The organism is Sorangium sp. So ce327 (assembly GCF_051530205.1).
Lineage (GTDB): Bacteria > Myxococcota_A > Polyangia > Polyangiales > Polyangiaceae > Sorangium > Sorangium cellulosum_B.
Map to the genome: position 1 here is coordinate 12,757,007 of NZ_CP150330.1, position 20,308 is coordinate 12,777,314.

10 protein-coding genes are annotated in these 20,308 nt (G+C 74.7%); 6 read left to right on the top strand and 4 right to left on the bottom strand.

Annotated features, from left to right (window positions below):
• Window positions 1-61: 61 nt before the first annotated feature.
• Window positions 62-2,290: a biotin carboxylase N-terminal domain-containing protein gene (locus WME95_RS47765; RefSeq protein ID WP_437905818.1), complete on the top strand. Its 2,229-nt coding sequence runs from the start codon at window positions 62-64 to the stop codon at window positions 2,288-2,290.
• A 72-nt stretch (window positions 2,291-2,362) separates the two neighbouring features.
• Here the strand turns inward: WME95_RS47765 and WME95_RS47770 are convergent, their stop codons facing one another.
• The 3 genes from WME95_RS47770 to WME95_RS47780 all read right to left on the bottom strand — a co-directional run bounded on the left by WME95_RS47770 (window position 2,363) and on the right by WME95_RS47780 (window position 9,801).
• Window positions 2,363-3,592, bottom strand: coding sequence for an ADYC domain-containing protein (locus WME95_RS47770; RefSeq protein ID WP_437905819.1), 1,230 nt, complete (start codon window positions 3,590-3,592; stop codon window positions 2,363-2,365).
• Window positions 3,593-3,789: 197 nt separating this feature from the next.
• Window positions 3,790-7,818 (bottom strand): nSTAND1 domain-containing NTPase, encoded by a 4,029-nt coding sequence (locus WME95_RS47775; protein WP_437905820.1) that lies wholly within the window; start codon window positions 7,816-7,818, stop codon window positions 3,790-3,792.
• Between the two features lie 180 nt (window positions 7,819-7,998).
• Window positions 7,999-9,801: a sigma 54-interacting transcriptional regulator gene (locus WME95_RS47780; RefSeq protein WP_437905821.1), complete on the bottom strand. Its 1,803-nt coding sequence runs from the start codon at window positions 9,799-9,801 to the stop codon at window positions 7,999-8,001.
• Window positions 9,802-10,148: 347 nt separating this feature from the next.
• Here WME95_RS47780 and WME95_RS47785 point away from each other — a divergent pair, with 347 nt between their 5' ends.
• The 5 genes from WME95_RS47785 (at window position 10,149) to WME95_RS47805 (ending at window position 18,273) form a co-directional block, all read left to right on the top strand.
• Complete coding sequence (locus WME95_RS47785; protein WP_437905822.1) at window positions 10,149-11,273, top strand: hypothetical protein; 1,125 nt, start codon at window positions 10,149-10,151, stop codon at window positions 11,271-11,273.
• An 86-nt stretch (window positions 11,274-11,359) separates the two neighbouring features.
• Window positions 11,360-12,784 carry an SIR2 family protein gene (locus WME95_RS47790; protein ID WP_437905823.1) on the top strand — a complete coding sequence of 475 codons (1,425 nt, stop codon included), beginning with the start codon at window positions 11,360-11,362 and terminating at the stop codon, window positions 12,782-12,784.
• Between the two features lie 319 nt (window positions 12,785-13,103).
• Window positions 13,104-13,535, top strand: coding sequence for a hypothetical protein (locus WME95_RS47795; protein WP_437547608.1), 432 nt, complete (start codon window positions 13,104-13,106; stop codon window positions 13,533-13,535).
• A 104-nt stretch (window positions 13,536-13,639) separates the two neighbouring features.
• Window positions 13,640-16,687 (top strand): hypothetical protein, encoded by a 3,048-nt coding sequence (locus WME95_RS47800; RefSeq protein WP_437905824.1) that lies wholly within the window; start codon window positions 13,640-13,642, stop codon window positions 16,685-16,687.
• Entirely contained in the window at window positions 16,684-18,273 is a 1,590-nt protein-coding gene (locus WME95_RS47805; RefSeq protein ID WP_437905825.1) for a hypothetical protein, read from the top strand. Before WME95_RS47800 ends, WME95_RS47805 begins: the two co-directional genes overlap by 4 nt.
• 66 nt (window positions 18,274-18,339) lie before the next feature.
• Here the strand turns inward: WME95_RS47805 and WME95_RS47810 are convergent, their stop codons facing one another.
• Entirely contained in the window at window positions 18,340-20,160 is a 1,821-nt protein-coding gene (locus WME95_RS47810) for a hypothetical protein (RefSeq protein WP_437905826.1), read from the bottom strand.
• Window positions 20,161-20,308 lie beyond the last annotated feature (148 nt).

The window sequence follows — 20,308 nt, forward strand, 5'->3', positions numbered from 1 at the left end:
TTGACACTCCTGGCGGTTCTGCGCTTGCTTGGTCGCTCGCCGCGCCGGAGAACCGCTCAGGATGACCACCGCCGTCCGCACCAGCTCTCTACCCGCCCGCAACGAAGTTCAATTGCTCCCGTCGTGGAAGCTGGTGTTGCCCCGAGGCGGCTATGTGTCCTCGATGGAGGCGTTCACCACGGCGATGGGCGTCCCTGGCTTCGTGCTGCTCGATCTGGGCACGCTGGCCGGCGGCCAGGACGCGCACCGCCTCCTCGGGCTGCGGTACCTCATCGCCAACGGCGAGGTGTGGAGGACGCACTTCGGCTGGCAGCGCCCCCTGGAAGCGGCGCTGCGCAGGGCGCTCCTCGACGAGGAGCGGGTGCAGGAGCTCCTCGCGGCGGCGGAGGGCCTGCTCGCGCGGATCCGGGACACGCGCGCGGCGATCACGGCCGCGGACCGCGACGGGTTCGCTCGCTACCTGGAGGGCGGGCTGCTCCGGGCGCTGAAGCGGCGTGAATTCGACGACGAGCGGCTCCTCAAGTTCCTGATCCTGGAGCAGGACGAGCCCTCGCTCCGCGACCAGGCGGCGGAGCTCCTGCGCTCCCGGGCCGGCGACCTCCTGCGGGAGGACGCGCAGGTGCTGGATCTCCTGTACGCCGCCGTGCATCGCCTGGACAGCTACCCCGCCACGACGGTGAGCGCGGGCCAGCTCAAGTACATCCTCGTCGCGGACAAGGGGGAGATGGGCGTGCGGGCGACGCGGGAGGCGATCGCGCTCGGCAAGATCCCCGTGGTCCTCTACAGCCTGCAGGACGACGCGAACGCGCTGCAGCTGCGGATCGCGCGGGAGGGCGGCGGGTTCGGGGTGGGGCTCGAGGGGAGCTTCCGCGAGAGCTACGCGAACTTCACCCAGATCGCGGACAAGGTGAGGGCCGAGTTCGAGCGGCGCTTCGGCGACGGCTGGCAGGACGAGCTGTCGCGCGCGGGGCTCTATCCCGGGTACGGCCCGCTGGCGGAGAACGCCGCGGCCATCCGGCACTTCCGCCAGAAGAACATCGTCTTCGTCGGCCCGATGCAGGACGTGGTGGAGAGCGCCGGCGACAAGCGCAAGTTCCGCCTGATGGCTCAGGATTTCGACCCGACCGCGGTGACGCCGGGCATCGTCATCGACAGCGACGATCCGGGCGAGATCCAGCGGATCGTGCTCGAGGCCCACGCGGCTGGACGCTTCACGTTCCCGGGGCGGCTGAAGGCCGCCAACGGCGGCGGCGGCCGCGGGCAGGCCGTCATCCCGACGGTGGAGCAGGTGCCTCAGGCCATCCAGAAGGTCCTTGGCGAGATCAAGGCGTACAACTGGCAGCCGGGCGTGATGTTCGAGCAGAACATCCCGGAGACGATCCACCTGGAGGTGCAGGTGCTGCGGGATCGCTACGGCAACGCGCGGCACTTCGGCATGCGCGACTGCAGCGAGCAGCGCGCGAGCCAGAAGATCCAGGAAGAGGCGCCGCCGGCCCTGCTCCGGCGGTACCCGGGCCTGGAAGAGCGCATCTGCGGGCTCGCCGTGCAGATCGCGGACCGCGTGGGCTACGTGGGCGCGGGCACCGTCGAGCTGATGTTCAAGGAAGGGAAGTTCTACTTCCTGGAGATGAACACGCGGATCCAGGTGGAGCACCCCGTCAGCGAGGAGAGCTACGCCATCAAGCGGAAGCGCAGCCGCGTCCCCGTGAACCTCGTCGCGTGGCAGATGCGCATCGCGGACGGGCAACCCATCGATTTCGAGCAGGACCACGTGGTGCAGACCCACTGTAGCCGCGAGTTCCGCATCAACGCGGAGAGCTGGAATCCCGATCTCAGGGACTCGCGGGACGGCGGCAAAGGGCTGTTCTTGCCCAACGCGGGGATCTTCGATCGCATCGCGCTCCCCGACACCGACCCGATCCGCGAGGCGCTCGAGGAGAAGGGCCTCACCGATCTGAAGGTCCGCTTCGACTGCGGCTTCGAGGCGGGGGACGTCCTCGTGAACAAGGACCCGACGTTCGGCAAGCTCATCGTCTCCGTGAGCTGCAAGGACCCGGGCAGGGCCTATGAGCTCCTGCGGCTCGCGTCCCTCGAGGTGCTGAAGAAGATGAAGATCGAGGGGCGGCAGGTGCGGCCCGACGGGACGCCCATCCAGGGCTCGCCCTTCAAGACGAACCTCCAGGATCACGTGCGCATCCTGAGGATGCCGCTGTTCAAGCGCCATTCGAGCGACGACGACACCGGTCGTCACGTCAACTGGCTCGTGGCCGCGTTCCGCCAGGAGGCGTGAGCCGGGGAGACCGCGCGCTCCGGGGATGGGCGGCGCGGGGCCGCTTGGCCGCCCGGACTGGAGGGGTGCTGCTTACAGGTCGATGGGCAGGGTGGGGGGCAGCCGCCCGTTTGTGTTGCCCTCGGTTCTGGACGTGTTGAACAGCAGCAGAGACTTGTCGATCCGGTCGCTGGCCTCTTCCGCCGAGTCGCAGGAAGGGATCTCTTTTTCACACATGGGTGACCGGTCTGGCCAGCGTGGGTGATGCATGCACAGCGCCCCTTCCGCGGTCCACGCCGCCTCGAACTCGAAGCCCGGAGCCTGCGGCGGATCCGCTTCTTCTGCGCCCGCCACAGTCGCATTGTCCCAGAACCCGATCGTCGTGTCGTCGCGCGTCCACGTGCCCCCGGTGCCGCAGTAATCGGCGCGCGCCATCCGGGTGCACGCCTCGTGGACGAGCGTCGCCGAGACATCGACCGCTCGGATGCCCGCGTGCCCGTAGCCCCAATCGTCGCATTTGGCCGCGGCGGACGTCACGCAGGCGAACGTGAAGGCGTCGAGGTCGTCTTCGAGGTTCCCGTGCTCGTTCCAGACGCCGGGGAGCGGGATCGCCAGATGGCCACCGGTCCGGTTCGCCGGGTCGCGACACGCCGGGAACGAGGCGCCGCTCCGTGGATCGATGAGCATCACGCGGTACTTGTCAGGCCGATGGGCGCGCTCGAACTGGCTCGCGCCGGGGAGCACCTCCGTGATGACGGCGGTCACAGGGAGAGTCCCCGCGCCGCCGGCGCAGCGGACGCTCGCCTCGAAACGCGCTCCGTTCCACTCCACAGCGCCGCTGCTGCTGACGAGCCTGCCCTGACGGACCTGGACATCGGGGATGTGCGTCCCAGCCGCGTCGGCTGCGCTGCTCAGGGAAAAGCTCCTGGGCACCTCCATGGCCTCGCAATCGCCGCCGTCCATGATGCCGTGGAGCGTCCTCCCTTGCTGTCCCCAGCGAGCTCTCAGCTCGTCGACGGACAGGATCTCATTGAACTCCATGCACGACACGCACGCCTTGAGCGTCGGCAGCGCGCTCGTCGCATCCAGCGCCACGCTGATCTCGCCGCGCTGCGCCTCGCTCGCCAGCGGTCCGACCTCCTCGGCGAGGGAGAGCTCATCGGCCGGCTCCTCGCCTGCGCACGCCGCGCCCAGCAGGATGGCCGCGCCCCGCAGCGCGACGACCGCGGCGCGCCCCGCCCGCCGCAACTGCGGCGCGCCGCCCGCTGCGCCGCACACGCCGGCCCGCCGCGTCTCCACCCTGGATCCCGTGAAAAGCGTCATCTTGAAGCCTGCCTCTCGTTTGCTCACGCAGCGCTCGCGCCTCGCCTCACGCCCGGGCCCGCGCCGCGCACCGTGTCTCGCAATCGGCGTGCCGCCCCAGCCGCCTCGCCGGCGGTGCGCTCGCGGCAGGTCGAGCAAACCTTGCTCTCCGGGCACACGCTCCAGCACGCAAGTACTGCCGAGCAAGCAAGGGTGGCTCAGCGCCCGGGACCAGAGCCCGCCGGAGCCCGAGGCGTCGCGCAGAGCCGCAGGCCGATGAGCGGGTTGCGGAGCGTCGGCTCGGCCACCTCGCGGTTGCTGCTCGCGCTCGACGCCGCGTCCTGATACCAGCTGCCGCCGCGGAGCACAGGCTCGCCGTCGCGCCCGGCAGATACCGTCCACTCCCACACGTTGCCCGCGAGATCCTGGACGCCAAAGGGGCTGTCGGAGGCCGGGTGCGCGCCCACCTCGTCGGGCCCGAAGCCGAGCGGCTCGCGCCCGTAGGTCACGTCGTGGTTGGCGTCGTCGGGCTCCAGCCGGTCTCCGCCGGGATACACCCGGTCGTCGGCGCCGCGGGCGGCGCGCTCCCATTCCAGCTCCGTGCACAGCCGCGCGCCGGGCACGCGGCCGGTGCCGGCCAGCCAGGCCACATAGGCCAGCGCGTCATCGAAGGAGACCGCGGCGACGGGGAAGAGGCGCCAGTCCTGGACGGCGCGCCGCGCGCGCCCGGGGTAGCGGAGCAGCTCGCCCTCGCGCGCGCGGTACTCCTGCGCCGTGGGCCGCATCGAGAGCTCGAAGCCGCCGCCCTCCGCCTGGCGCAGCTCCAGCGCGTGCCAGTCCTTTTGGGCCGCGGGCGTGCGCCGCGCGCGCTCCTCCGGCGGCAGCGCGCGCAGGTACGCCATCCAGTCGGCCAGCGTGACCTCGCGCCGCGCGATGAGGTAAGCGCCCGTCTCGGCCGCGTGGAGCGGCTGGCAGTTGAGCATGCGCCGCAGCTCTCCCTCCTCCATCCCGAAGAGGAAGCGACCGGGAGGCACGTAGACGAAGCCCTCGGGGACGGCGCCCTCGTCCGGAAGCGCGACGTCGATGCGCTCGACCTGGGCCCGCTCGAGCACGAGGGGCAGAGTGACCGGCGCGCGCCCCTGCGCCGTGAAGGAGAGCGCGAACGATCCGCGCTCGATCTCGAGGCCCTCGAGGGGCGTCCTGCCGAGCGCGCGCGGCGCCGACAGGACGCGGCGTCCGCCCGCCACCTCGAACCGCCGGAGCGTCACCTCGGCGCCGGCCGGCGCGGTGCCCACGGCGAGCCGCGCCGGCGCGTCCCAGCGGCGCCGGCGCTCGCCCCCGTCGTCGTAGGCGGCGAGCCGGCTGATGAGCTCGTCGCGCTGCTCGAAGCGCCGCTCGCGCTCCGAGAGCGCGGCGCGCTCGACCAGGGCGTCGCCGAGGAGCGCGCGCGCGTCGGCCCGATCCGCGTCGCCGAGGCGGAGCGCGACCTCGAGCTCCTGCGACGCGCGCGCGTAGGCGCGATCGGCCTCCGCGGCGGCGGCGCGCGCGTTCTGCCACGTCGACTCGCCGCCCGCTGTGTCCTCTCCGGCGAACCGGGCGCGCGCGTCCTGTCCGAGGGCGCTCGACCGCTCCGACCCGGCCCGCGCCTCGGCCAGCGCGCGCGACGCCTGGCCGACGTGCGCGTCGACCCGCCGGTCGAGCGCCCGCGCGGCGCTCAGGCGCGCGGCGACCACGGCGGCGCCGACGAGCAGCGGAACGCCGAGCGCCGCGGCCCAGCGCGCCGCCGTGCGCCGGCGCGCCGCGCGGCGAGAGGCCGACAGGAAGGCCCGCTCCCGCGGCGCGAGCGCCTCGTCCGCGACGCCGCGCAGCTCGCGGAGCTGCCGGTCTCCCCAGAGCGCGTCGGCGGGGCGGCCGAGCCGCTCCCACTCGGCGGCCGCGCGCTCGATCCGGTGGACCACGGCGCGGCGCTCCGCGTCGCCGCTGAGCCAGCCGTGCAGCGTGTCCCAGCCGCGGATCAGTGCCTCGTGCGCGATCTCGTAGGCGCTCTGCGCCCCGGCCTCCGCCTCGCGGGCGACGAGCAGCCGCCCTCGCACGAGCGCGTCGAGCGCCGCCCGCGCGGCCGTCCTCGATCCGGGCCCGCGCGCCGCCGTGGCGAGCTCGGGCCCGAGCAGCTCGGCGTCGGTCCGGTGCGCGCGCGTGCCCTCCGGGCTCACGAGCGCGAGCAGGATCCTCCGCGCGGCCGCGCGCTGCTCGGGGGAGAGCGCGCGGAGGACGCCGTCGGCGTGGCGCGCGAGCGCGCCCGTGACGCCGCCGAGCGCCGCGAGCGCCGCCGCGGGGATCTCGCGGCGCGCCTCGTCGCGGGCGTCCCAGAGCTCGGCGAGGGTGAACTGGAGGAGCGCAAGGCCGCCGTCCGCGCGCGCGGCCTCTGCGACCAGCGCCTCCACCACGCCTGCGGCGAAGCGGAACCCCTTCGCCGCCGCAGGGCCGACGATCGCGTCCCGCAGCCGCTCGGGGGAGAGCGGGCGCAGGAGGTAGAGCGCCGGCGACAGCTCGTCGCCGAGGCCCGGCAGCGCGCCGAGGCGACCGAGGAAATCGCTGCGCGCCGTCGCGAGCACGCGCACGCCGCCGCCCCAGCGCACCAGCCCGGCGAGGATCTCGGCTGCGAGGGCCGCCTCGGCGGCGCTCGCGAGCGCGCAGAGCTCCTCGAGCTGGTCGAGGAAGAGCAGCACCGGGGTCCCGCGCCGGCGGAGCTCCCGGCCCAGGGCCGCCGGCTCCGCGCGGAGCCGCTCGGTGAGCTCGCGCTCGCCTTCGCCCGCGAGCGGGCCGAGCGCCGCCGCGAGCGCCTCGACAGGGCGCGGGCCGAGCCGCGCCGAGGCGATCGCCCACGCGCCGCCCTCGCCGAGCGCGCCCTCCGCGACGGCGGGGAGCACGCCGGCGCGGCAGAGCGATGACTTGCCCGCGCCGGAGTCGCCCGTGACCAGGACGAACGGCTGCGCCCGCAGCCGGTCGAGGATCGACCGGACCTCCGCGTCGCGGCCGAAGAAGAGCCCGCGGTGCTCCGCCTCGAAGGCGAGCAGCCCGCGGTAGGGGTTGCCCTCCGGCGCGGCCGCCTCGGCGCGGCGGGCGACGAGCTGCTCGAGCGCCTCCCGGAGATCGTCGCCGGAGCCGAAGCGCCGCGCGGGATCGCGCTCGAGGCAGCGATCGATGACGGCGGCGAACCGCGGATCGAGATCCGGCGCGAGCCGCGCGATCGGCCGCGGCGCGACCTCCTGCACGAGGCGAGGCAGGTCGGCCAGCGCGGCGCCGTGGTGGGGCGTCCTGCCGGCGCAGAGCTCGTAGAGCAGCACGCCGAGGGCGTAGACGTCCGCGCGCGGGCTCGGGGGCTCGTCGCGCCACACCTCGGGCGCCATGTACAGCGGCGTGCCGACGACATCCTCGCCGTCGCAGCGAGCGACCCCGGCGCGCGGGGCGCCCGGCGCGCGAGGGACCGTCGTCTCCGCGGCCTGGGGGCGCGCGGCCCCGGGCTCATCGGACACGGTCGCGCCGCCGTCGTCGGCGCGGGGGCCCTCCGCCGGCAGCGACGTGGTGGCATCCACGGCCCCGAGGCGCGCGTGTCCCGGCTCGTGCGATCTCGTCGTCTCCAGAAGATCGCCGGTCGTCGCTCCCGTGTCCCCGCCGCTCCCGGCGGCGGCGCCGCTGTCCACGGCCGCGGCGCGCGCCTCGAGGAGCGCCGCCGCTTCGCCCGCCACGGGCAGGAGCTTCGCCAGGCCGAAATCGAGCAGCTTCACCTCACCCTCGTCCGAGATGATCGCGTTCGCCGGCTTGATGTCGCGATGGAGCACCCCGCTCCGGTGCGCGGCGGCGAGGCCCCGCGCGAGCGCGACGCCGATGGCGAGCGCCTCCTGCCAGCGGACGGGCTTGTCGAGCCGGTCCAGGCTCCGGCCGCGCACGTACTCGGAGACGAGGAACGGCCGCCGTCGCACCTCGCCCACGCGGTGCACGGCCACCACGTTCGGGTGCGAGAGCCGCGCGATCGCCCGGGCCTCGGCGAAGAAGCGCTCGCGGGTCGCGTCGGACGGGGACTCGGTCGCGATGAACTTGATGGCGACGCGCCGCGCCAGCAGTCGATCCTCGGCGAGGTAGACGCGACCCATCGCGCCGCGCCCGAGGAGGCCCACGATCCGGTACTCCTCGAACTCCTCGGGGGGGCTCCATGCCGCGCCCTGCGCGGGCTCCTTCGCGATCACGGCTGCGTCGCCGCTGCCGGCGGCGAGGTCACGTCGTGCCTGAGCGCTGCCGCGAAGGTGCGGGCCCGCATGCCGCTGAGATAGACCGGGCGGGTTTCTCGGGCAAGCGCGGGGCGCGCGAGCGGCATCGCGGCGCGGCCGCGAGGGGCGGGCGCTCTCCCCGCCACCGCGGCGCTGCGATCACGATCTCGGCTTCGCCCCTCGCTGCGAGAGGCCGTATTGCTTGAGCTTGAACACGAAGGTGCGGACCGGCATGCCGATGAGCTCGGCCGCGCGGGTCTGCACGCCGCCCGTGGCCTCGAGCGCCTCCTCCATGCGCCGGCGCTCGAGCTGCCGCAGCTCCTCGGCGATGGGCGTGAAGCGCCGGAGCTCGGCCGGAGCCGCGCTGCCCGGCGGCGCCGTCGCCGTCCCGGGCGCGGGCTGCTCCTCGGCGGCTCGCCCGGCCGTGCGCGGAGGGAGATCCCGGACCTCGACCCGTTCGCCCTGCATCGTCGCGGCCGCGAACTCCATGGCGTTCTTCAGCTCCCGGACGTTGCCAGGCCACGCGTGGGCGGTGATCAGGCGGAGCGCCGCGTCGGAGAGCTCGGCCGGCGGCGCGCCGAGCCGCTCGCGCGCCTCCGTCAGGAACGCGCGCGCAAGGATGGGGATCTCGCGGGGCCGCTGCCGGAGCGGCGGCAGGTCGACCGTGGCGGCGCCCAGGCGGAAGAGCAGGTCCTGCCGGAAGCGCCCCGCCTTGCACTCGGCCTCGAGGTCGCGGTTGGTCGCGGCGACGACGCGGATGTCGACCTCGCGCTCCCGCACGTCGCCGAGGCGCGTGATGCGCTTCGCCTCCAGCGCCCGCAGGAGCTTCGCCTGGGCGCCGAGGGGCAGCTCGCCGACCTCGTCGAGGAAGACGGTGCCGCCGCTGGCGCGCTCGAGGAGCCCCGGCTTCGCGGCGGAAGCGCCGGAGAAGGCCCCCTTCTCGTGGCCGAACAGCTCGCTCTCGACGAGGGCCTCGGGCAAGGTGGCGCAGTTGAGCGGGACGAACGGCCCGTCGCCCCGCCGCGACCAGCGGTGGACGGCGGCGGCGGCGTTCTCCTTGCCCGCGCCCGTCTCGCCGAGCACGAGGACAGGCAGGTCGCTCTGGGCGAGCCGCCGGATGAGATCGTAGAGCCGGATCATCGCGGGATCCGCGAGCAGCAGCGTCTGCTCCCCGAGCCGGTGCTGCACCGTGGCGGCGGCCGCGGAGGCGAGGCCGCCCGGGGCCGCCGCCTCGGCGGCCGCCCGGGCGATGGAGAGCAGCGTGTCGGCGTCGCAGCCGTCCGCAGGGAGGCAGGCGACGCCCGCGCGCAGCGCCGGCGCGACCGGGGCGAGCGCCGCCACGAGGTCGGCCGCGGCGGCGAGCGCGGCGTCGCCGGTGAGCTCCGGAAAGACCGCGGCGAGCTGCGCGGCGCCGCCCAGGCCGACGGTGTCCATGAGGCGCACGGAGGCGATGGCCCGCTGGCCCGCCTCGGGCCGCGCGCCATCGCCGAGCAGGACGGCGACCACGGCGAGCGGAGAGCCATAATCGGCGGCGCGCTCGATCTCCTCCTCGAGCCGCTGGCGCAGCTGTGCGGCGTCCGCCACCCGCCGGCTCACCCGCGCCTCGCAGCGCAGGATCAGCGCGAGCTCGCCGAGCGTGATCACGTCCCCGGAGCGGAGCGCCCGCGCCCCCTCGATCCGCTCGCCGTTCACGCGCACGCCGTTGTGGCTCTCGAGATCGGCGATCCGCACCTCCCCGTCGGCCACCATGAGCCGCGCGTGCCGCCGGGAGATCGCGCTGCTATCGATGCGGAGATCGGCCTCCGCGGCGCGCCCGATGAGCACCGCGCCGCTCGCTGGCAACGAGAAGCGCGACGAGGATCCGCCCTGGATCACGAGCAGGTGTGGGCGCGCTCCGGCCGGCGTCGCGGACGTGGCCGCGAGGGACTTCGTCTCCTCGGTCGGATCGGCGGGCGGACGCATCGATGCGTCAGTATCATTCCACGCGACACGCCGCACAACGGAGGCGCGCTGGGAGGCAGAGCGCGAGGAGATGGAGGCCAGTCTGATCCGGAATGGCTGAAGCACCGGACCCGGCGGACCATCACGCCGGCGGGGGGGAATCCCTGGGCTCGGTGCAGGACACGGCGTGACGAAAGCGCTGGCAGCGAAATATTACGGGCACGCGCGGCCGCTCTCGTTCGACGGGCGTGTCGCGGTGGAATCGTTCGGCCAGCGCAGCCTCGGCGACGGGGGTGCGGACCACAAGAAAGAGGCAATTCAGAGGACAACAGGGTATGTGGCCAAGTACACCGATGGCCCGTGCCAGGATGCCCAGCGGATCATCTCCGGCGCGGAAGCCGCCGCAGAGGACGGGCCTCTGCCGCCTGCCCCCGGCGCGCGCCCCGCGCTGGGATCTTCCCGCGCTCGCCGCCGCGGCGGTCGTCGTCCAGCTGAGCTTCGCCCTCCCGGCCGCGGCCGCCGAGCCGCGCGCCGTCGTGGCGATCACGAGCCGCGCATCTGCGCCGGCCGCGCCGCGGCTGCCCGACGCGGCGGCGCCCATCGAGGTGCGCGTCGCCCTGTCGCGCGGCGCGGCGGAGGAGGTCTCCAGCGTCCGCGTGCGGCGCCTGCTCGAGATCGAGCTCCCGGACGGCGCGGCGCTGGCCGCCGAGCCCGTCGGCCCGCTCGGCGATCGCGTCGCGACCGTGTGGGTCGACCGGCCCACCGCCGCGCGCCTCGAGATCCAGGTGCGCCTCGACGGCCGCGCCGTCGTGCGGCGGCAGATCGCCGTCTCCGGCCTCACCTCGGACGTGGCCGCGCGGCTCGTCGCGATCGCCGCCTCCGAGATGATCGTCGCCGAGATGCGCCGCGCGCGCGCCCCCCGGCGGCCGCCGTCGCCGCGGCGCCCCACCCAGGACGAGGTCGAGCTCGCCTCGCGCGATCTCGACACCCTGTCCGTCTCGGCCGGGCCCTACGCGGCGGTCGTCTCGGGCGGGCCGCGGGTGCTCGGCGGGGCCGGCCTCGCGCTCGGCCTGCGGCGCCTGCGGCTCACGGAGTCGCTGTTCGCACGCCTGCTGGCCGCGCCGTCCGACGGCGAGCCGCTGCGCTGGATCGAGGCGGGCTTCTCGGGGGACTACCGCTTCTGGCTTACCGCCTCGTGGCGCCTCTCGATCGGCGCCACCGCCTCCGTGGCATCGCTCAGGCTGCCCGCCGCCGTCTCCGTCGATGGCATCGCGGGCGAACGCGATACGTGGTCCGCCCGCGCTGGCCTCGGGCTCGGCGTGGAGACGCGGCTGGGCGGCCCGGTGTGGCTCGGGCTCACGCTGGACCCGGGGATCGTGCTCCGGCCTGCGCCCTACGAGGACGCCCGCGGGGAGGCGGGCGCCGTCGAGGGGGCCTGGCTGGGGGTCGGCCTCTCGCTCGCTACCGAGCGGCGCTCCGCGCCGCCGCGGTGAGGGCGCGGCGCGGTGAGGGTGGGGCGCGGTGAGAGCGCGGCGGGGGCGCCGCCCGCTGGCGCAGATCCGCGGTATCGTGATCGCTGATGGATGAAGAGATCCTCGAGCAGCTGCGTGAGCGCTACACGTCAGGGAATCTGATCGTCTTCGCAGGCGCCGGCGTCTCGGCGGCCGCGGGCATGCCCACCTGGAAGCAGCTCGCCGAGAAGCTGCGCGACCGCGCGCGGCGGCGGAGCGCGGACCCGGCGGTCATCGACGAGATCCAGCAGTACATCTCCTCGAACCAGCTCATCAACGCGCTCTCCGCCGCGAGGCTCGCGCTCGGGCCGCAGGACTTCAACTGGACCGTCGACAAGGAGCTCGACGACACGGGCCGCGACGTGCCGGAGCTGGCGCGGGCGATCGCCGCGCTCAAGCCGAAGCTCAAGGCCGTGCTCACCACGAACATCGATCGCTTCCTGGAGCGCGCGTTCCAGGGCGAGTGGCGCATGGTCGATCGGCCGGCGGGCGACATCGCCATGGACAGGTGCTTCATCCTGAAGCTGCACGGCACGCTGCGGGCGTGGGACACCTGGGTGTTCTCGCGCGACCAGTACGACCGGGCGATCTTCGGCTCGCCCCTGCTTCAGGACGCGTTCGGCGCCCTCTACCGCGCGCACTCCATCCTGTTCGTGGGCTTCGGCCTCGCCGACGACAACATCGACCAGACGCTCGCCCGCGTGCGCGCGCTCTCCGGCGGGCAGCCGCCGATGCACTTCGCGCTGCTCCCGAAGGGGGTGCCGCCGTTCCGCCGCCGGCTGCTCGAGGAGTCGGGCGTCCGGCTCATCGTCTACGAGAACCAGGCGGGCGATCACGCGGAGGTCGCCCAGGTCCTCCTCGGCCTGGAGCCCGGCGCGGCGCCTCCGCCGCCGCCGCATGCCGCTGCGCCGCCGCAAGCGGCCGCGCCGCCGCGCGCCGGTGCGCGGGCCCAGCAGCAGTCGTCGCCCACGTTGCCGTCGTCGCTCGTGAAGGCGCTCGCGGCGTCGCAGACGTCGACCCCGAGCGCAGCGGCGGCGCCGCGGCCGGTGCGCGTCTTCTTCTCCTACGCCTCGCGCGACGAGGAGCTCCTCGCGCGCCTCGAGGCGCACATGACCCCGCTCAGGCGGGAGGGGCTGATGGCGCCGTGGCACAGCGGGAAGATCGGCCCGGGCGAGGACACGGAGCGCGCGATCGGCGAGCAGCTCGAGGCGGCCGACCTCGTCCTCCTCCTGGTGAGCGCGAGCTACCTCGCGTCCGAGCAGGGCGACGCGCAGGTGACGCGCGCGATGGAGCGGCGCGCCGCGGGGCAGGCCGTTGTCGTGCCGATCCTGCTCCGCCCCTGCGACTGGGAGACGACGCGCTTCGCTGAGCTCCAGGCGGTGCCGCGGGACAAGAAGCCCGTGACCAAGTGGCCCGATGAGGACGAGGCGCTCCTCCAGGTGGTGCGGGAGATCCGCGCGGTCGTGACGAAGCTGCGCCCGTCGCTGAGGTGAATCTGCGCGCCCTCGCCCGAGCGGCGGCCCTGCCGCGCCCGGGCGGCGGCTCTGTGCTGCACGAGCGGCGGCCCGGCCGGCGCCGGGCGTATTCCGTACTCTTCCGCCTCATCGGCTCATGAAGGATCGCCGCTCCGCGTGATCGGCGCCGGGCAGCCCGGCGTGCCCGGAGAGCTCTCTGCATTTTCTCGGGCTCTTCCGGGCCTCTGGCCTTGTCGCGCTGCGCGCGCCGCAGCGGGCGCGGATGCACATCGGGACGCGCATGCGGCTTGCTATGCCCGCTGGGCGCACAGCGCCAACGAGCGGAGAGGTGGCCATCGTGAGCCCATTGCACAGAGAACGGATGGTGACGGCCCGCGAGAGCAGCCAGCCCGAGGCGCGGTTCGCCGACGAAGAGATCCCACCCGAGTCGGGCCGCCAGCCGGCCGTCTACACGGCGCGCGGCGGGCCGACCGGAGAGCCCTGGCCGGAGCGCGCGCCCGTGCTCACGCCGGAAGAGGCGCGCGAGCTGTCCGAGCGCTGGAGCGCGATCCAGGCGGGCTTCATCGAAGCGCCGCGCCTGTCGGTCGAGCAGGCCGACGCGCTCGTGAACGAGGTGATCCAGCGGGTCACGCAGAGCTTCCGGGAGGAGCGCGCCACGCTGCAGCGCCTCATCGACGGCGAGCCCGGGCGAGCGGAGGCGTCGACGGAGGAGCTCCGGCTCGCCCTGCGCAGGTACAGATCGCTGCTCGGGCGCCTGCTCGCGTTCTAGCTCCACCCGCCAGGGGTCCGGCCAGGCTGGCCCGCGCGCGGGTACGACCGGGGCGAGCGCTCCGCTTGCGCGGCGCCCTGTAGCGGGGGCTCTTCGCTTCTGGCATGGTCGCCGCCATGCTCGTCCGCAGCGCTCTCTCCTGGGTTCCACGCGGTCCGCGGCGCGACGCACGCCGCCTGACCGGCCCCGCGCTCGGGCGCCGCGCGCCGGCGCTGCTCGGCGCCGCGCTCGCGCTCTCGCTCGGGTGCTCCGGCGCAGCGCCGGCCCCCGTCGCGCGCCAGGCGCCGGTCGTGAAGACGCCGCCCGCGCAGCCGAAGGCGCCGGAAGGGCCGCCGCTCCTGCCGGCCCGCGTGATCGCGGAGCTCGACGACGAGGACGCGACGCCCTACTTCGCCCGGCGCGGCGACGAGGCGCTGCTGCTCCACGCCGCGGGAGGGCGCTTCCGGACACGCCTCCTCGGCGCGGACGGCGCGCCGCGGGGGGACGCCGTGGACGCGGGGCCGGTCGCCGCCGACGTGCCGGTCGCCGCGCTGCGCGCCACGCCGCAGGGCTACATCGCCGCCTGGATCGAGCAGATCGAGGGGAGCCGCGCGGTGCGCGTGCTCGCGCTCGACCCCGCCGGCAAGCCGAGCGCCCCGGCGAGCCTCGTCGCGCAGACGGCCGAGGAGATCTCGTGGCTCGACGTGCTCCCGAACGCGCAGGGCGCGCTCGTGCTGTGGGAGATGCCGCGCGAGGCCCAGGGCGACGCGGCCCGCGCCGGCGTCGCCCACCCCGGCGTCGACCGCGTCGACGTGGTCATGACGGTCGTGGCGCAGGGCAAGGGCGCCGCGATCAAGCCGACGGCGCCCGCGTCGGTCGCGCGCGAGGTGCTCGGGTGGAACGCGGTCGCCACCGAGCGGGGCGCGGCGGTCGCCCTGGTGCTCCCGCCGGCCGCGCCGCGCGGCCGAGGCGAGGGCAAGCCCGCGCGCAAGGCGGAGGCGGAGGACGCCGCAGAGGACGGGAAGCTCGGATCCGTCGCGCTGCTGGAGATCGACGCGGCCGGGAAGGTGTCGGCGCCGGTGGTCGTCAGCCCCGAGCCGACGGCGCAGATCGATCTCGAGATCGCCTCCCTCGGTGGGCGTTACCTGCTCACCTGGACCGACGAGCGGGACATCGACGGCGCCGTCTACCTCGCGGCGGTCGAGCCGGGCGGCAAGGTGGTGGTGGCGCCGCGGCAGGCGACGCCGCCGTCCGGCGAGCAGGCGCTCGTGTCGCTGGTCGCGCCCTCCCAGGGCGGAGGCGGACGGGCGCTGCTCGCGTGGGAGGACCTGCTGCGCGCCCGCGGCGGTGAGGTCGGCGGCGCGGGGGCGCGCGGGCCGGGGCGCCTCATCCACCTCGCGTCGGTCGGCCCGGACGGGACGCTCGGCGCGGAGCGGGCGGGGCTCGTCTTCAGCGCGAGCGGGCCGCCCGACATCGCGGCCGACGGCGACGGCTTCGCCGCAGTGACGCTCGCGCCCGCCACGCTCAAGATGGCGCGCGACGGGGCGGCCGCGCCGCCGGTCTGGCCGACGTTCGTGCGGTTCGGCCCGGATCTCTCGGTTCGGGCGGCGGAGCCGGTGCGCGCCGCGCCGTTCGCGGCGACGGACGGCGTGCCGTACCTCGTGCGCGGGCTGACGTGCCACGCGGGCGCGTGCGCGACGCTGGCGAGCGCCGCGCCCGGCCCGCAGCCTGGCGGCGCGGCGGGCGCGGCGGGCGCGCGGGCGCCGCTCGCGCTGGTGTCGCTCCCGGTGCGCGAGAGCGCGTGGCGCGCGCCCGCGTTCCGGGAGGACAAGGACCCGCCGCCGCGCGCGACCGCGGTGCGCGCGCTCGCCGAGGGCGACTCCGTCGCCGAGGTCGCGGCGGTCGAGCTCGACGGCGGCGCGGCGCTCTCGGCGTGGGTCACGTACTTCGTCGAGGGCGCGTCGGACGCCGCGCCCCGCGGGCAGGAGGTCTCCGCGACGCTCGCGGTGCGCGCCGTGTCCCCGGGCGGCCTCGGCAAGCTGAGCGTCCTCTCGCAGAAGGCGTCGTCGCTCGGCGGCGTCGCGATCGCGGCGGCGCCGCCGCTCCCGGCCGACGCGAAGGGCAAGGGCGCGGCGCAGGGCGAGAGCGTGATCGCGTGGGTCGCGCGCGAGCGGGGCGAGACGCAGGTGTACCTGACCAAGGTCGACGCGACGGGCGCGAAGATCGCGCAGAAGAAGCTCACCACGGCGCCGCGGAAGAAGCAGGGCGGCGCCGCGAGCGAGGCGTCCGACGTGGCGATCGCCTACGACGGCGCGGGGGGCTTCATCGTCGCGTGGATCGACACGCGCGACGGCAACGCCGAGGTGTACGCGGCGCGGGTGGACCGCGCGCTGAACCGGACGGCGCCGGACCGCCGCATCACGAACGCGCCGCTCGACGCGGCCGAGGTGCAGATCGCGGTGCGCGGCCAGGAGGTGTGGCTCGTGTGGTCGGACGCGCGCACGGCCGGCGGCGCGGCTGCGGGCGGCGCGGCTGGCCAGGCCGGCGCGGCTGCGGGAGCCGGAGCGGCCGGCCAGGGCGGCGCGGTTGCGAGCGGCGGCGCGGCTGCGGGCGGCGCGGCTGGCCAGGGCGACGAGCCCGGCGGCGACATCTTCCTCGCGCGGCTCGATGCGAAGACGCTGCAGCGGATCGGCGACGAATCGCGCCTCCATGCATCCTCGGAGCACTCGCGCAGCCCGGTGCTCGCGCCGCTCGAAGGCGGGCTCTTCGTCGGCTGGATCGACGAGCCGGCCGACGAGTCCGGCGGGGGCGCGGGGGCCGGCGGGCGCGCGCGGCTCGTGCGGGTCGACGGCAACGGAGCGGTGCAGGGCCCGCCCGTCGTGGTGAGCGGCCCGGACGGCGCGGCGGTGTCGTCGCTCGCGCTCGCGTGCGACAAGATCTGCCGCGGCGTGCTCGCGTCGGCCCCGGGGGACTCGGTGGAGCTGAACGCCTTCACGCTGGCGCCCGGCGATGTGTCGGCGCCCTCCCTGAAGCCGCTGGCGTGGCTGACCGGCGGCGCGTCGCAGGACGTGTCGCCGGCGTTCGCGGGGCGGTCCGGCGCCTCGCTGTTCTTTGCGGACGACGCGGTGAGCGGCTCGGGGCGCGTCCGGTGGATGACGATCACATGGCCGTGAGCGGCGCAGATCGCGCTCGCCGGCGGCGCGCCGCGCCGCTGCGCGCGGGCGGGCTCCTCCTCGGGGCGCTGGCCTCCGCGCTCGGCTGCCCCGGGCCGCCGGAGGTGCCGGTCCCGCCACCGCGCAAGCCGGCCGGCGCGGCGGTGTTGCCGGCCTGCAAGGACAGCGGCTGCTCTCAGGCCGGGGCGCTGCTCGCCGCCGCGCGGGCGTTCAGCGACGTGCGGCACGACTACCTCCTCGACACGTCGAGCGCGATGGTGCCGGGCCGCGGGCTGTCGAGGAGCGCGGCGGGCGCGTTCTCGCCGGTAGGCCTTGCTTGCGCCCGTCCGAAGGCGGAGCCGGCGGCGCCCGCGGCGACGGGCGCGCCCGGGGCGGCGGCGCCCGCGGCGCAGACGGTGGCCGCGATCACGGCGGCGCCCGCGGCGGCGCCGGGCGCACCCGCGCCGGCGCCGGGCGAGCGCGCGATCGACTTTCGCTACGTGGGCATCGCCGTCGATTCGGTCCTCGTCGGCGCCGACGTCGATCTGCCGGCGTACTTCAGCGCCGGTGGGACGCTCGATCGGCGCCGGCTGCGGCTGGTCGCGATGGCGCTGGTCGCGGACGAGGATCCGCAGTTCTTCGAGCCGACCGAGAGCGTGGTGCCGGCGGCGACCGGCGGCTGCGCCTGCGGTCGCGCGACGCATTTCATCGGGGCCGTGAAGCGGGGCGCGATGGTGGCCTACGAGACCGACGTGACGGCCGGCGAGGCGCACGGCACGGCGCTCGGCCTGTTCAAGGCCCGGCTCGAGGCGGGGGACCGCCGGGTGACGATGACCTCGGTCGGGGAGCTGGCCATCGAGGGCGTCGAGGGCGCGCCGGTCGCGGGCGCGAAGGGAGGCGGGCAGGCGTTCGGCGCGCTGCGGATGGAGGTCAAGAAGGCGGTGCCGCTGGCGTACGCGATCTACCCGGTGGCGGACGTGTGCCGCTTCTCGCTCGCCGAGCCGGAGATCGCGCCGCTGCCCGTCGACCTCGGCGTGGTGCCGTACGGCGCCACGGGGACGGCGCAGGCGCTCATCACGAACCGGGCGCAGGTCGACGTCCGGGTGACCCACGGCGAGCGCACGGTCGAGGTGCCCGCGCACGGGAGCGCGGAGCTCGCGTTCTCGTGGACGCCGGAGGGCGCGACGGCCGGGTGCGAGCGGCAGACGCGGCGGGACACGTTCGTCGTGCAGCCGAAGGACGCGTCCGCCCCGGTGGTGCCGCGCGAGCGGGCCGTCGTGGTGCCGCTCCAGGTGACGACGGGGATGCCGACCTTCTCGAAGCACGAGCCGATCGCGACCGAGACGGGGCGGTCGCCGGACTACGGCCGGGCGAGCGCGGACTGGACGTGCCCGGCCGGCTACGTGGTCGAGCAGTGCGAGCCGCAACTGGCGAGCTGCCTGTCATCGACGGGGAGCTGCAACGCCGAGGGCTACCGGCTGACGGCCGAGGCGACCGCGGACGGGCGGGGGTGCGCGTTCCGGTGCACGGGGCCGAGCTCCACGATATGGGGCGACCACGGGTGCTCCTACACGGCGGCGATGGTGTGCCGGCTGGGGTGCAACTAGCGCTTCGGCCGCGTGTCGCGGGGTCTCCGCCACCTCGAGGGCGACCGCCCGCGCGTGCTCAGCCGGTCACTGGCGCGGGCGGCGCCCGAGCGGGCGTGCATCGGGGGCCGAGCCCCCCTGCGCCGGGCCGCTCTCGTCCGCCCCCTGGAGCGCCATGCTCCCGGGCTTGAAGAAGATGCTCCTGAGCTTGCCCGCGAGCTGGTCGAAGGCGCGGAGCGCCATCACCTCGTAGACCCGGTCATCGGGAGGCGCGCTCGCGAGGTTGGCCCCCAGCCCTGCCGTGCTCGTGTACTCCACGGTGAACTCGTCCGGGGGCATCACCTTCAGCTTGAAGTCGAACGCGTCGCGCACTCCGGGGATCCGCATGGTCCCGTCGAAATCGACCAGGATGCCGACGAACGCTCGTTCGCTGCGCTCGCCCGAGTACATGGTGCCGGACGACCCGACATCGTAATGGATGTAGATCGTCGGAACGCTCGGAGCGACCCTGGCTGCGCCGGCGTTGTCGGTCAGGCGCTCCCCCTGCTTGAGCTCGAGGATGTCCGTCGGGAAGACCCGCTTGAAGCCGGCCGCCAGGTTGTTCACGATGGCCGCCTCGCGAGGAAGGGAGTGCTCGACATCGAAATGCTTCGCGACGGGCGCCACGCCCGCGCCCCGCGGGCGGAGGGCCTGCGCCTTCTGCTGCAAGACCGCATCCAGCTTCGCGAGCATGTCGGTGGAGGGCGGGTCGAAGCGGACCTCGACGGTCGACCGCTCGCTCTTCTCCAGGTACGAGATCAGCTTCTCCATGAAGCTCAGCATGACCGGGTCCGATGTCGAGGCTTGCGCTCGAAAGTCGGCCAGCGTCTTCGAGAAGAGCTCATGGACCGCGGCGCGCGTCTCTCCCTCCACCACCGATCCCGGGTACTTCTTGAGGACGGCGCGCAGCGCGGTGACGCTGCCCTCGCGCTTTGCTTCCGTGAGCGCGGCCCGGGGGAGCAAGCTGTTCTTCACTTCATCGAGGTGCCTGCGGCCTGAATGGATATAGCCCTCGTAGGCGAACTCGCTCCCTACCTCCTTGGCGGTACGGAACATCGCCTCGTCGCTCAGGAGGTTGCGCACGTACCACAAGGGCAGCGCCAGGATCACGGCCACCAGCGTCGAGGCGCCCGCGATGAAGCCGGGGTGGAGGAACGACGGCATCGTGCCCACACGCGGCGCGTGGCCGCCCGCTGCGTGCGGTGGATCGACGGCCACGAGCCTGTCCCAGGCGTCGTCGCGCCGGACCTCGAAGAACGGATCCAGCGCGATGAGCTGCTGCACGTCCCTCGACGCGAACGCGGCCCCGAGCGCCTGCCGGGACCACTCGAGCTCACCGACCTTGGCCTGGACCTCTGCCTGCGAACGGACGACGAACGACTGGCTGACGTTCCCCTGGAAGCTGAAGGTGATGAGCGAGTGGGAGTAGACCCCATTCGTGTGGTGGTGTACCGCGCCGACGTTCACGAGATCCGACATCGGGATCATCGTCAGCCTGGGCCCTGTCGCGTCGACGTAGTCCGCCGGCAAGAGATACCGGCCTGCCCTGAACGGGAGGGTCGACTTGAACCTGAGCCGCTTGATGGCCATCAGGGTCGACACGAAGAGCAGGAAGAGGCTGCCGGCGTAGCCGAGGAGGTGCCCCGTGCCCTGAACGCCTGACCAAAGCGATCCGAAATGATTGCAGACGAGCACCAGGGTCACGGCGGCGGCGGCCAGCGCGAGGAAGCTCCACCCGAGGATCCCAGCGCCTGCGCTCGTCGGCGCGGAGAGGATCGGCCTGGGCGGGCCCTGACCCTCGAGGCACCGAACGAGCCGATCGCGGACGGGATCGGGCAGCGCATTGAACATGACATGTCGTACAGGCATGGCACCCCCAGGCAATCAGGAGACGCTATCATCGGCCCTGCGTGCGCAGCAATCGCGATGTGGAAAATTACGCTCTGGCGAGCCGCGTCTGGCAGCGTGGTCCGAGGCCCTGCGCATCGGTCGCGTTCACGCGCGTTCACGCACGCTG